This window comes from Bradyrhizobium sp. SZCCHNR1017, assembly GCF_032381375.1.
Lineage (GTDB): Bacteria > Pseudomonadota > Alphaproteobacteria > Rhizobiales > Xanthobacteraceae > Bradyrhizobium.
This window is the reverse complement of the sequence record NZ_JAUHIR010000004.1, coordinates 183,780-196,256: the sequence shown is the minus strand read 5'-3', so window position 1 is coordinate 196,256 and position 12,477 is coordinate 183,780. Positions and strand designations below refer to the sequence as shown.

13 protein-coding genes are annotated in these 12,477 nt (G+C 66.3%); 8 read left to right on the top strand and 5 right to left on the bottom strand.

Annotation, left to right across the window (positions count from 1 at the left end; all coding sequences use genetic code 11):
* Positions 1-36: 36 nt before the first annotated feature.
* Positions 37-1,785 carry a methyl-accepting chemotaxis protein gene (locus QW863_RS13075; RefSeq protein ID WP_315713922.1) on the bottom strand — a complete coding sequence of 583 codons (1,749 nt, stop codon included), beginning with the start codon at positions 1,783-1,785 and terminating at the stop codon, positions 37-39.
* A gap of 222 nt (positions 1,786-2,007) precedes the next feature.
* On the opposite strand from QW863_RS13075, the gene QW863_RS13070 reads away from it, so the two are divergent.
* From QW863_RS13070 to ybgC, 7 genes are all read left to right on the top strand, one after another.
* Positions 2,008-2,754: a YebC/PmpR family DNA-binding transcriptional regulator gene (locus QW863_RS13070; protein ID WP_315713923.1), complete on the top strand. Its 747-nt coding sequence runs from the start codon at positions 2,008-2,010 to the stop codon at positions 2,752-2,754.
* A 73-nt stretch (positions 2,755-2,827) separates the two neighbouring features.
* Positions 2,828-3,355 (top strand): crossover junction endodeoxyribonuclease RuvC, encoded by a 528-nt coding sequence (ruvC, locus tag QW863_RS13065; RefSeq protein ID WP_315713924.1) that lies wholly within the window; start codon positions 2,828-2,830, stop codon positions 3,353-3,355.
* Positions 3,352-3,969 (top strand): Holliday junction branch migration protein RuvA, encoded by a 618-nt coding sequence (gene ruvA, locus QW863_RS13060; protein WP_008961684.1) that lies wholly within the window; start codon positions 3,352-3,354, stop codon positions 3,967-3,969. Before ruvC ends, ruvA begins: the two co-directional genes overlap by 4 nt.
* 46 nt (positions 3,970-4,015) lie before the next feature.
* Positions 4,016-4,435: a cytidine deaminase gene (locus QW863_RS13055; RefSeq protein ID WP_315713925.1), complete on the top strand. Its 420-nt coding sequence runs from the start codon at positions 4,016-4,018 to the stop codon at positions 4,433-4,435.
* A complete protein-coding gene (gene ruvB / locus QW863_RS13050) occupies positions 4,432-5,481 on the top strand; it encodes a Holliday junction branch migration DNA helicase RuvB (protein ID WP_315713926.1) in 1,050 nt (349 codons plus the stop codon). The genes QW863_RS13055 and ruvB overlap by 4 nt, the downstream gene beginning before the upstream one ends.
* An 84-nt stretch (positions 5,482-5,565) precedes the next feature.
* The gene (locus tag QW863_RS13045; RefSeq protein ID WP_315713927.1) at positions 5,566-6,486 is read left to right on the top strand and encodes a metallophosphoesterase; all 921 of its coding nucleotides are present in this window, start codon (positions 5,566-5,568) and stop codon (positions 6,484-6,486) included.
* An 80-nt stretch (positions 6,487-6,566) separates the two neighbouring features.
* On the top strand, positions 6,567-7,016 hold the full coding sequence (ybgC, locus tag QW863_RS13040; RefSeq protein ID WP_315713928.1) for a tol-pal system-associated acyl-CoA thioesterase: 450 nt from the start codon (positions 6,567-6,569) through the stop codon (positions 7,014-7,016).
* A gap of 180 nt (positions 7,017-7,196) precedes the next feature.
* On the opposite strand, the gene QW863_RS13035 is transcribed toward ybgC, so the two are convergent.
* The 4 genes from QW863_RS13035 to QW863_RS13020 form a co-directional block, all read right to left on the bottom strand.
* The gene (locus QW863_RS13035; RefSeq protein ID WP_315713929.1) at positions 7,197-9,071 is read right to left on the bottom strand and encodes a pyrroloquinoline quinone-dependent dehydrogenase; all 1,875 of its coding nucleotides are present in this window, start codon (positions 9,069-9,071) and stop codon (positions 7,197-7,199) included.
* 257 nt (positions 9,072-9,328) lie between these two features.
* Entirely contained in the window at positions 9,329-9,691 is a 363-nt protein-coding gene (locus QW863_RS13030) for a hypothetical protein (RefSeq protein ID WP_315713930.1), read from the bottom strand.
* Between the two features lie 172 nt (positions 9,692-9,863).
* Positions 9,864-10,280, bottom strand: coding sequence for a DUF4396 domain-containing protein (locus QW863_RS13025; RefSeq protein ID WP_315713931.1), 417 nt, complete (start codon positions 10,278-10,280; stop codon positions 9,864-9,866).
* A 360-nt stretch (positions 10,281-10,640) separates the two neighbouring features.
* Positions 10,641-11,168 (bottom strand): ParB N-terminal domain-containing protein, encoded by a 528-nt coding sequence (locus tag QW863_RS13020; RefSeq protein WP_315713932.1) that lies wholly within the window; start codon positions 11,166-11,168, stop codon positions 10,641-10,643.
* 284 nt (positions 11,169-11,452) lie between these two features.
* Between QW863_RS13020 and QW863_RS13015 the strand changes: the two genes are divergently transcribed.
* Positions 11,453-12,433, top strand: a complete 981-nt coding sequence (locus tag QW863_RS13015) for a catalase family peroxidase (protein ID WP_315713933.1) — start codon at positions 11,453-11,455, stop codon at positions 12,431-12,433.
* Positions 12,434-12,477: the final 44 nt, after the last annotated feature.

Genomic DNA, 12,477 nt, shown 5'->3' with positions numbered 1-12,477 from the left:
CCCGGGCTTGAAAGGATCAGAAAATCACGGCTTGGCTCACAATTTGTAGGCGGTGCGGAAGCCGCCCCAGTGCCGGCCGCGAACCCGGATCGGCACGTCGATTTCGCGCATCATGATGGTGTTGCCGTTGCCCATGTCGCGCGCGTAGCTCTGGATCAGATAGGGCCGCTGGTTGCGGCCTGCCGCGAGCCCGGCCGGATCGTTGAAGATGCGGCGGTTGCGGCTGTTGGCGGTGTTGAAGGCCGTATCGCCCGGCCGCTGCGGATGCGAATAGATCCGGTTGTGCACCGGCAGATAGCCGTTGCGGTCGATCGCGACGCAGAACGCCATGCGCTGGTCCTTGGCGAGGAAGGCCTCCTGGAACGACGGCAGCACGCGCTCGGCCCAGTCGAGGATCCGGCTGCGGTGCTGCTGCGGATTGGTGCCGGGGATCTCGACATAGTTGGTATCGAACATGTCCTCGAGCGTGATCTCGCCGCGCGCAACGGCGCTCTCGAACATCCGGTTCAGCTCGGTGCCGGCTTCCATGGCGCGGGTGACGAACTCGTTGTTCTCCTCATGCAGCGCCCAGAGCTTGTCCTCGATCTTCTCGCGCAGCTCGGCGCTTGGCGCATCGAACCGCGCCTGGGCGCCGGCCTTGACCTGCTCGGTGACGCGCAGGCGGCACGGACCGACGTCCTCCAGCACGGCGTCGAGACGCTCGTTCACGGGCAGGCGGCTCGCATCCGGGCCGGTGATCAGAAGGCCGTCGTTGGAAATCTCATAGACCGGCGCACCGATCGTGCGTGCGCCCGACTTGATCTCGAGCTTGAGGTGACAGGGCAGACGCTCGCTGCCGCTGCGCACGGGCCGATCGCCCTGCCGCAGCAGCACGGCGCAGCGCGCCTTCAGCTTCTGGGCGTACATGGTCACGGCGCGGCCGGCGTTCGTGACGCGCTCGCCATAGCTCTCGGCCTGCTGGGTGGCGTTGCTGATGTCTGCGGCGCTGTCGACCACCGAGGATATGAACTGCGAGGCCTGGGCCGCATTGTTCGACATCTCGCCGGTGGTCTGGTTCTGCTCGGCGACGGCGCCGTTGACGTTGGTGAAGACGGGGCGGATCGCCTCGATCGCCTGGGAGATGCGGTGGACGGCCTCGGCCGAGCCGGCGGCGTCCTTCTGCAGTGCCTCGATCTTGCGGGTGATCTCCTCGGTCGCGTTCTGGGTCTGGACGGCAAGCGCCTTGACCTCGGTGGCCACCACCGCGAAGCCGCGGCCGGCCTCGCCGGCGCGGGCGGCCTCGATGGTCGAGTTGAGCGCGAGCAAGGTGGTCTGGCGCGCGATCTGGGAGATCAGGTTGACGACGTTGCCGATCGCCGCCGAGGATTCGCGCAGGCGGTCGACGTTGGCCCGGGCTTCCGAGGCGGCGGCGCTGGCCTGGTCGGCGAGCTGGCCGGCGTCCTGGACCTGGGCACGGATACCGTGGGCGGACTGGGTCACCTTCTCTGCGGCGTGGGCGAACGTCGCCGCCGTTCCTTGCGCGGTGCTGCTGCGTCCGCTCAGCGCATCGGCGCGCTGGCGAATGTCCGTCAGCGTCCCCGCCGTCGCCTCGGCGCCGCTGGCGACCGCATCGGCGGCGCGCTCCAGCTGGCGAATCATGCCGCCGAGTTCCAGCTCCAGCAGGTCGAGGATGGCCTTGGCCGAATCGGCATCCGACGACGCCAGCGGCTCCGGCGCGGCCACCGGCTTCGGTTCGGCCACCGGCTCGGGCGCAGAGGCTCGCCTTGCAAAGAAACCAAACGCCATGGGGTAGGCCCCGGTGCGGGTGAAAAGGTGCAGAGGGGCGGCATCGTTGCACTTGACTGTGAAGCCATGGTTAACATTTGGCTTATGGTGCGGGGCAGCCAACTGGCTCTCCGAGGAGGGGGCAGCCACCCTGAAACTACCTCAAATCTTTGATTTTGACGATTCCCGGCCTATAAGGCCGCGCTTCCCCACCTGATCCCCTACGATTGCAAGAGACCTCGCATGGCCGGCCATTCCCAATTCAAGAACATCATGCATCGCAAGGGCCGGCAGGATGCGATGAAGTCCAAGCTGTTCGGCAAGCTGGCGCGCGAAATTACCGTCGCCGCCAAGCTCGGCACGCCCGATCCGGCGATGAACCCGCGGCTGCGCGCCGCCGTGGTCGCCGCCCGGGCCGAGAACATGCCCAAGGACAACATCGAGCGGGCCATCAAGAAGGCGCTCGGCGGCGAGGGCGACAACTATGCCGAGATCCGCTACGAGGGCTACGGCCCGGGCGGCGTCGCCGTCATCGTCGAGGCGCTGACCGACAACCGCAACCGCGCCGCGTCCGACATCCGCTCCTTCTTCACCAAATCAGGCGGCAACCTCGGCGAGACCGGCTCGGTCTCGTTCATGTTCGACCGCGTCGGCATCATCGAATTCGACCGCAGCGTCGCCTCCGACGATGCCGTGCTGGACGCCGCGATCGAGGCCGGCGCCGACGATGTGATCTCGGGCGAGGGCGGCCACGAGGTCTATGCCTCGCCGGACAGTTTCCATGAAGTCGCCAAGAACCTCGAAGCCAAGTTCGGCGAGCCGCGCAAGGCGGCGCTGACCTGGAAGCCGCAGAACACGGTGGCCGTCGACGACGAGACCGGCGAGAAGCTGCTGAAGCTGATGGACCTCCTGAACGAACACGACGACGTCCAGAACGTCTACGCCAATTTCGAAATCTCGGACGCCCTGATGGCGAAGATGAGCGGTTGACGGACGCTCAACCACGTCGTTCGTGCGTTCCGTTTATGTTTCCATCGGTGCGGCGCGAGGCTATCTCTAATCCATGAAAGCCCAGCCGATTCGCGCAGCAATCCGCATCATCGGGATCGATCCCGGCCTCCGCCGCACCGGCTGGGGCGTGATCGAGAGCGAGGGCAACCGGCTGATCTATGTCGGTTGCGGCTCGGTCGAGCCGCCCGATGATCTGCCGCTGGCGAGCCGGCTGCTGGCGATCCATGAGGGGCTATCGGCGGTGCTCGGCCGGTTCGCGCCGATGGAAGCCGCGGTCGAGCAGACCTTCGTCAACAAGGACGGCGTCGCCACCCTGAAGCTCGGCCAGGCCCGCGGCATCGCCATGCTGGCGCCGGCGATGTTCGGAATTTCGGTCGCCGAATACGCCCCCAACCAGGTCAAGAAGACCGTGGTCGGCGCCGGTCATGCCGACAAGGGCCAGATCGCGGTGATGCTGAAGATCCTGCTGCCGAAGGCCGAGCCGCCGTCGGCCGACGCGGCGGACGCGCTCGCCATCGCCATCACCCACGCCCATCACCGCCAGGGCCAGGCGCTGCGCATGAAGGTGGCCGGGCTATGATCGGCAAGCTGAAGGGGCTGATCGATTCCTACGCGGAGGATTTCGTCATCCTCGACGTCGGCGGCGTCGGCTACCAGGTGCACTGCTCGGCGCGGACGCTGCAGGCCTTGCCGTCGCCCGGTGAAGCCGCCACATTGTCGATCGAGACCTATGTGCGCGAGGACCAGATCAAGCTGTTCGGTTTTCGCTCGGATGTCGAACGGGAATGGTTTCGCCTTTTGCAGACGGTGCAGGGCGTCGGCGCCAAGGTCGCCCTCGCGGTCCTAGGCACTCTGCCGCCGGCGGACCTCGCCAATGCGATCGCGCTGCGCGACAAGGCCGCGGTGGCGCGCACGCCGGGCGTCGGCCCCAAGGTCGCCGAGCGCATCGTCACCGAGCTGAAGGACAAGGCGCCGGCGTTCGCCGATGTCGATCCCGGTGTCGTCAGGCTGTCCGGCGCCATCGAAGAATCCCGCGCGCCGCAGCCGATCGCGGACGCGATCTCCGCGCTCATCAATCTCGGCTATGGCCAGCCGCAGGCGGCTGCCGCCATTGCCGCCGCGTCACGCGCGGCCGGCGACAAGGCCGAGACCGCGCAACTCATTCGCCTCGGCCTCAAGGAGCTGGCGAAATAGGCTATCGTCGCCCGGCCGGGCGAGCAGAAGGACATCCGTTTCCCCCATGGTGAGCAAGAAGGACAAGGAGCTGATCGAGGCGGCCGCATCAGCGGTCAAGAGCCGCTATCGCAACGATTGGCAGGAGGTCGGCGCCGCCATGCGCACGCGCGACGGCCGCATCATCACTGGCGTCAACATCGATGCCTATCTCGGCCGCAACGCTGTCTGCGCCGAGGCCATCGCGATCGGCCGCGCCATCACCGAGTTTGGCGACCACGGCATCGAGACCATCGTTGCCGTGCGCCATCCCAAGCCCGGCGAGCCCGGCGAGGTCGCCGTGGTCTCGCCCTGCGGCACCTGCCGCGAGCTGATCCACGACTATGATGCCAAGGCGCGCGTCATCGTGCCGTCGAACGGCAAGGGGCCTGCGGCGGTGACCATCGGCGAATTGCTGCCGAACAAATACAGGCGCGGCAACGAATGAAGCCGCCGGCGCGCATGGTCAGTCCGGAGCGGCGCTCCGACGATGTCGGCGACACTGCGCTGCGTCCGCAGCAGCTGTCGGAGTTCGTCGGCCAGCAGCAGGCGCGCGCCAACCTCTCGATCTTCATCGAGGCGGCGCGCAAGCGCGGCGAGGCGCTCGACCATGTGCTGTTCGTCGGTCCGCCCGGACTTGGCAAGACGACGCTGGCGCAGATCGTGGCGCGTGAGCTCGGCGTCGGCTTCCGCGCCACCTCGGGCCCGGTCATCGCCAAGGCCGGCGATCTCGCCGCGCTGCTGACCAATCTCGAAGAGCGCGACGTGCTGTTCATCGACGAGATCCATCGTCTCAGCCCGGCGGTCGAGGAGGTCCTTTATCCGGCGATGGAGGATTTCCAGCTCGATCTCATCATCGGCGAAGGCCCCGCGGCCCGCTCGGTCAAGATCGACCTGTCGAAGTTCACGCTGGTCGGCGCGACGACGCGCGCAGGCCTGCTGACCAATCCGTTGCGTGACCGGTTCGGCATTCCGATCCGACTGAACTTCTACACGGTGGAGGAGCTCGAAGGCATCGTCACGCGCGGTGCCCGCGTGCTCGGGGTCGGCATGACCGCCGACGGCGCCAACGAGATCGCGCGGCGCGCCCGTGGCACGCCACGGATCGCCGGCCGGCTGCTGCGCCGCGTGCGCGACTTCGCGTCGGCCGCCAACGCCAGTGCGATCGATCGCGCCATCGCCGATCACGCGCTGAGCGCGCTCGAAGTGGATGCCGCCGGGCTGGACGCGATGGACCGGCGCTATCTCTCGACCATCGCGCTGAACTACGGCGGCGGGCCGGTCGGCGTCGAGACCATGGCGGCAGCGTTGTCGGAGCCGCGCGATGCCATCGAGGACATCATCGAGCCGTATCTGATCCAATGCGGCTATCTGCAGCGTACGCCGCGCGGCCGGCTGCTGACGTCGCACGCGTTCAGGCATCTCGGCCTGGCCGAGCCCTCGAACCGCGATCCCGGCCAGTTCGGTCTGTTCGGCAGCGAGGACGATGATTAACGAAACTGCTGACAATCTGCACAGACGCACCCGAAATCGGTTGCAATGATCAGGGAGAAGGGAGCCGCTGCGAGGAGTTTATCGATGCTGTCACGCCGTCGCTTTCTGTCATTCTCAGGCGGTCTTGCCGCCACCGGTTTTTCGACCGCGACCTACGGCGTCGGCGTCGAGCCGCTCCGCCTGGGCGTCACCGACTATCACATCCATCCACGCAACTGGCCGGCTGGGCTAAGACTGAAGATCGCGGCCATCGCCGACATCCATGCCTGCGATCCCTGGATGTCGCTCGCTCATATCGACGGGATCGTCCAGCGAACCAACGCGCTGCAGCCGGATCTGATCGTTCTGCTCGGCGACTACGTCGCCGGTCATCGTCATCACATCGGACGCATCGACGCCGATGCCTGGGCGCCGGTGCTCGGCGGCCTGAAGGCGCCGTTGGGCGTGCACGCCATCCTGGGCAATCATGATTATTGGGATGATCGAACCGTGCAGCGCGACGGCCGCGGCGCGCCGTATGCCCAGAAGGCGCTCGAGGCCGCCGGTATTCCCGTCTACGAGAACGACGTCGTGCGTCTCACCAAGAATGGCCATGCCTTCTGGCTTGCCGGCCTCGGCGATCAGTTGGCCTACATGCCAGCGCGGCGCTTCCGGCCGATGCCGCGGATCGGCATCGATGATCTCGCAGCGACGCTGCGCAAGGTGACGGACAGCGCCCCGGTAATTCTGCTGGCGCACGAGCCCGACGTCGCGCTCCGGGTGCCGCCGCGCGTGGCGCTGCAGTTGTCGGGGCATACGCATGGCGGCCAGATCCGCGTGCTCGGCTGGTCGCCGGCCGTTCCCGCGCGTAATGGCGTCAATCTGGCCTACGGCCACATCCGCACCCAATGCGACGTGATCGTCTCCGGCGGCCTCGGCTGCAGCATCATGCCAGTCCGGATCGGCATGCCGCCGGAGATCGTGCTGGTCAACGTCGGCAGGGAACCCGTCGAGGTGACGTCCTAGCCGGCTCGCGCTGGCCTGCTCTTGCGTTGGCCGTTGAACTGGGCGAAACGATCGCCATTTCCGGCTATCGAGGGCTTCCCTTGACCCAACGACATCTCGACGGCGCGATCCGCGACGGCCGCCACCACATGCAGGTGCGGGTCTACTACGAGGACACGGATTTCTCCGGAATCGTCTATCACGCCAACTACCTCCGCTTCATGGAGCGCGGCCGCACCAATCATCTGCGGCTGATGGGCGCCGAGCAGCACGCGCTGTTCGCGGAGGCGGCAAGCGAGGCCCCGGGCTTCGCCTTCGTGGTGCGCTCGATGACGCTCGACTTCCTGCGGCCGGCCCGTATGGACGACGTGCTCGACGTCGTCACCTGGCCCGTGGCGGTGAAGGGCGCGTCGATCACGCTGGCGCAGGAGGTCAGGCGCGGCGAGGAGGTGCTCGTCAAGGCCGACGTCAGAGTTGCGTTCATCAGCGGCGGCAGGGCGCAGCCCATACCGAAAGCGCTGCGCGACCTGATGAAGGCGGACCTCGCCTAAAGACGTGGTAACGGCGGGCGGAGGGATGAGGATGCGCCCGCCGGCGATCGCGACCTCGCCGCGGTCCAGTCGGCCGCGCCATCTGCGCAGCGAATGCGACGGCAGCTGTATCGCCGCGGCGTAGGCACGGAAGCCATTCCGCTACGGTTCAGCGCAAGCCAGCTGGCGAGCACCGCCGCACTACGGTAGAGCGTAGACGGCGACCTGATCGCCGACCTGGTCCTTGAGGATCGTGTTGCCGCCCGCGATGAAGGCGACGTATTCGCGGCCCTTGTACTCATAGACGGCGGGATTGGCGACCGCGGGGGCCTGGACGATGTCGGACCAGAGCTCCTTGCCGTCGGCCAGCGCGTAGGCCCGCACCTTGGCGTCCATCGAGGCTCCGATGAAGATCACGCCTCCGGCCGTAACCGCCGGGCCGCCGATCGTCACCGATCCCATCGACTCCGGCATGTAGAAGCCCCACTTCTGGGAGGCGCCGATGGGACGGCGCCATTTGATGTCACCGGTGGTCATGTCGATGGCGGCGATCTCGCCGAATGGCGGCTTCCAGCAGGGCATGCCGAGCCAGTTCAGCGCGTTGTCGAGTGACATGCCGTATGGCGCACCCTCTTGAGGATAGAAGCCTTGCTCGTTGCCCGAGCCGGCTGCGCGCTGCTCATATTCTTTCCGGGGGTAGAGCTTGATGGATTGCACCACGTGCGAGAAGTTGACGATCGCGGTCTTGCCGCGCGGATCGAAGGCTACGCCGCCCCATTGCACGCCGCCGGCCGAGTCGGGATAGGCGAGCACGCCGCTGTCCTTGTGGGTCGGCGGTGAGTACATGCCGGCGTAATTGAGGCTCTTCCAGAGCCTCGAGCATTGGCCGAGCCCGAGGGCGTCGGCGACCCACCAGATGGGAGGCTTCTTCGACTGGTCGAGCAGCGGCGCCGGCCTGATCGGAAACGGCTGCGTCGGCGCGTAGATTTCGCCCTGGATCGAGCCGTCGCCACCAGGCACCTTGCGCTCCTCGATCGGCCAGACGTCCTTGCCAGTGCGTCGGTCGACGACGAAGAGGAACCCCATCTTGGTTGCCTGCATCAGCGCTGGGATCTGCTTCCCATCGACGGTGATGTCCATCAACGTCGGCGCGGAGTTGATGTCGTAGTCCCAGATGTCATGGTGCACCCACTGGCGAGACCAAACGACCTCGCCGGTTTCGAGGTTGAGGGCCGTTGTCGATGTGGCCAACGGGATCGGCTCGGTGCGGTTGCCGCCCCAGTAGTTCGGGGAGGGGCTGGAGACCGGGAGATAGACCAATCCAAGTCCCTCGTCGACCGACATGCCCGTCCACACATTGGCGGTGCCGGTGCGGGACGCGATCTTCGGCGGCAGCGTAGCGAAGGACCATTGTCGCTTGCCCGTTTGCGGATCGAGCGAGAATACGGTGCCGGGCGGTGCTTCAGCATAGGCCCAGTCCTTGCCGGCCCAGCCCAGGATCACGTGATTGCCCGCGACCGTCGGCGGCTGAAGCAACGAAAGCGGATATTTGTTGTTCACGTCGTTCCACTGATCGACGTTGAGGACGCCGCCGTTCGCGAAATCACGACAGAGCTTGCCAGTATCCGCGTCCATGGCAAAGAGCTGCGCGTCCATGGTGCCGAGATAGACGATCTTCTGGCACGGCTGGCCCGCGACGGGATTCGCTGCCTCCCAATAGGCGACCCCGCGGTTCTTCAGCGCCGGCTGGGTCAAGGCCTTGAGCGTCGATTTGGAGTCGAAGGTCCATTTGACCTTTCCGGTCGCGGGCTCCAGCGCAACAACGCGATAGAACGGCGTGCCGATGTAGAGCGTGTCATTGGCAAAGATCGGCGTGGCGGACCAGACGCTGGTCGGCAGCTTGCCCGACCCATCCGAAACGTCGCCGGTGTGATACTCCCACACCTTTACCAGCGATCGGACATTGTCGGCTGTGATCTGGGTCAGGGGAGAGTACTTCTGGGCATTGAGCTGACCGTGAAACGTATTCCAGACGGCATGGGTCGGGACGAGCGGGATCGGCTTCGGCGTGGGCAAGCTGCCGGACGGCAGCTGAGCGCCTGCGTCGGCAGCTCCCGATTGCTCGTTGCCCGGTGCTGACGATGCGCGACCGGCATTGCTGTGGGGCTGCTCCGAGCCAGTGCTCGAAGGCCCATGCTGCTCTGGGCCTGGAATGCTTCCGGGGGTGGCAGCCGGATGAGCAGTGTCGTTCTGTGCAATCGCCGGCGGCAGCGCGACCATGACCGCCAGCGTAAGCGCCGCAAATGGGGCGCTACGGCAGAATGAACGGATTCTCATGCCACGGCTCTTCTTGGCTGGGGTGGGGCGACAAGCGTCACAATCAATCCGACGAGTGCGACGACCGTGGCCGCCGCCAGCCACCACGCATGCAGAAAGCAGGCGGCGGTTATTGTGCCGAGCGCGCCGAGCAGCCCGAGGGACCAGAACACCCAGAAGAGCCACCCGCTTCGACCAAACCACAGGACGAAGGCGTCGAAGACGAGTGCCAGACTGGATCCGATGACGAGCAACGCGCCCGGGGCGCCAGTGACCCCGGTCAAAGGAGCTAGGTAGTCGTAGAGGCCGAGCAGCGTGCCGGCGGCGGCTGCCACGAGGATGATGATCGGGCCGAGCGGCCTCTGCTCAAATGAGGTCAAGTCAACGCTCCAAGATTCATGGCCGACGAGCGCGGGGCAGCGGCGGTGATTCAACGGACGAGAAAAGAATGTCTCGTCGAAGCAGGGGTTCCACGCGCCGCATCCGTACCCGTTCGGGGCCGAGAAGGGCCCCCATCCGGTTTGCCAACCCAATTCCTCGGCGCATGGCGGACTATCTCTGGCACTGTCGGTATAGCGGGGGGCGTGAGACAATCCGCAGCTCAATACCAAACGGGCCTCGATCGGCCGCGGAGGTCGCTACTTCTTCTCCTTCGAGCCCCGAGTCAGAAGCCACCAGTTCGCCGGGTGGGAAGTGAGGAACCCAGGAGCACGGAACTCCGGGCTGCTGACCTTCACGAGCCGTAGACCTCCAGTCGCGTGCCGAGCACGTGTCGGAGGCCGTGGAAATGGCAAGTGTGAAGCCGTGCATTCCGACCGGCCAAGACGCGATCGAAATCGTATCGGCCTTGGCGGCCGCGATAAGCCCCTGGCCGAGCGACAGACCTCGCATCGGCGCAATCGTGAAATACCGGAAACGGCGTCCGAACCCGTAAGCGCGCAAAAAGTCGATGATCCAGACGGCGAGCATCTTCTCCGAGAATAGGCTTTTTCAGCCGAAGGCGGTTGCGACGAGGGACGTGGGGGCCAACGTCGCAGCCTTTGGCATGCTCGCAGTGATTGCCGCGCTCCCTCGCGTCGCGCTGAGTCGGACGGGCTTGATCCGAGTTGCCTAGCGATCCCGTCCCGCACCGTCCTCCGCGGAGCAACATGCGGGACGGACTCGCGGCGCCTACGGGCAGATCCAGGCCGGTCCGATCTGCATGCAGCCTGATCCCGCTGCGCAAGGCGCATCGGAGAGGCCGCCGGGCGGATCGCGCTGCGCTGACCCGCCAGAAGGACTGCCGCTCAATCAGACCGTGGCCGGGGAGGAACTCGCGCGTTGAAACCGTCAGTATCGCCCGCCGCTGCGCTCTTGTTGCTTGATCCAATCCGACAAGGTCCGGGGCGACGATCCTTGTCCGGGGCGCGATGGTTTCGCGGTGGCAGGCCTGTTGCTCCGGCTCGTCGTCTCCGTCGGCGCGCGCGGGCGCGTCGCGGCATGGGCGCCAGAGACGCCCCTCGGCGCCGTTGTGAGCTTCTCCGCTTCCTCCTTCTCCAGCCGCAGCTTGCGCAGCCGCTCCATCTTCTCGCGCTCAGGATCGACGGGCGGCGGTGGCAGCTCGCGCTGGCGGGCTTCCTCGGCGGAGATCAGCAGACCCATGATGGCGCTTTCGCCGAGGGCCTTGCAGGCTTCGAGGCGGTGCAGACCTTCGACCAGGACAAAATGGTCCTTGTCGCGGCGGACGAGGATCGGCTCGCGCTGGCCGACCTCCAAAATGCTTTCGGCCAGCGCGTCGATCGCGTCCTGCTTCAGCGCCTTGCGCTTCTTGTCGGGGATGTGGATCTTGTCGATGGGGAAGCTTTCCGGTGCGGACACAGTCGAAACTCCGTCGTGGGCGCGCCGTCCGGCGTCAGGGTCGGAGGGGGCACGATCCCCGGATCCGCACCGCAGGGCGGAGGGAGGCAGACCGGGCACGTGTGGCTACAATAGAGACATTCGCCATCTCGCCGCAAGGAGCGGTGATGGGGCGTGATGGCTCCTGTCAGACCGCAAGGTGGATCATGCCGCTGTGATGGGCGCCCAATCGGCCGCGCTCGAAAATCGCTCACGCGTCAATTCATGCTGCTATGCTGCATCGCTCATACAGGAGGACGCCGCTCATGACGATACGCACACTCGTTGCCGCGCTGGCCGGGATTGCTCTCGCGTTGCCCGCCGCTGCCCTCGCGCAGGAACCGCCGGTCGAGGAGCAACTCGTCAATGCGATGAACAAGGTGTTCGGCGTGCACGCCGGCTTTCGCGCCAATCACGCCAAGGGCGTCGTGGTCGAGGGCAAGTTCAAGCCGTCGACCGAGGCGGCAACCTTGAGCAAGGCGTCGCTGTTCAGCGGCGGCGAGATTCCGGTGACGGTGCGGTTCTCGGACTCCACCGGCGTGCCGAACCTGCCGGACGGCTCCGGCGACGCCAATCCGCACGGCATGGCGGTGAAGTTTCATCTCGCCGATGGCAGCGACATGGACCTCGTGATCAATTCGCTGAAATTCTTCCCCGTCTCGACCGGTGCGGAGTTGCGCGATCTGTTCCTGGCGATCGCGGACTCTGGACCGAACGCGGTCAAGCCGACCAGGCTCGAGCAGTTCATCGCCAGCCATCCCTCGGTGCCGGCGGCGCTCGGCACCATCGCGACGCCAGACAGTCTTGCCGACGAGGCCTATTTCGGCGTCAACGCCTTCGTCCTCGTCAACAAGGCCGGCGAGAAGCAGGCGGTGCGCTGGCAGATGCTGCCGGAGAAGGTCGTGCATATCGACCAGGAGGACGCGGCGAAACGCGCGCCGGACTTCCTGATGGCCGAGCTGCCGGCGCGGCTGAAGCAGGGGCCGGTGACGTTCCGCTTCAAGGCGCAGCTCGCCGCGGCCGGCGACGACACCAAGGATCCGGCCAAACCGTGGCCTGACGATCGCAAGCTGGTCGAGCTCGGCGTGCTGACGATCGACAAGGCGGTCGAAGACAGCGACGCCGCGCAGAAGAAGCTGCTGTTCCTGCCGGGCCAGCTCACCGACGGTATCGAGGCCTCCGACGATCCGATGATCGACATCCGCAACGGCGCCTATGCCATCTCGTTCTCCCGGCGCAATCCGTGATGATGGTGGCATGACACGCTATGTGCCGTGCGCACCGCGCGGCG

Coding starts and splice junctions, on each gene's coding strand:
- QW863_RS13075 (WP_315713922.1), bottom strand. CDS start 1,785: ATGGCGTTTGGTTTCTTTGCAAGGCGAGCCTCTGCGCCCGAGCCGGTG.
- QW863_RS13070 (WP_315713923.1), top strand. CDS start 2,008: ATGGCCGGCCATTCCCAATTCAAGAACATCATGCATCGCAAGGGCCGG.
- ruvC (WP_315713924.1), top strand. CDS start 2,828: ATGAAAGCCCAGCCGATTCGCGCAGCAATCCGCATCATCGGGATCGAT.
- ruvA (WP_008961684.1), top strand. CDS start 3,352: ATGATCGGCAAGCTGAAGGGGCTGATCGATTCCTACGCGGAGGATTTC.
- QW863_RS13055 (WP_315713925.1), top strand. CDS start 4,016: ATGGTGAGCAAGAAGGACAAGGAGCTGATCGAGGCGGCCGCATCAGCG.
- ruvB (WP_315713926.1), top strand. CDS start 4,432: ATGAAGCCGCCGGCGCGCATGGTCAGTCCGGAGCGGCGCTCCGACGAT.
- QW863_RS13045 (WP_315713927.1), top strand. CDS start 5,566: ATGCTGTCACGCCGTCGCTTTCTGTCATTCTCAGGCGGTCTTGCCGCC.
- QW863_RS13025 (WP_315713931.1), bottom strand. CDS start 10,280: ATGCTCGCCGTCTGGATCATCGACTTTTTGCGCGCTTACGGGTTCGGA.
- QW863_RS13015 (WP_315713933.1), top strand. CDS start 11,453: ATGACGATACGCACACTCGTTGCCGCGCTGGCCGGGATTGCTCTCGCG.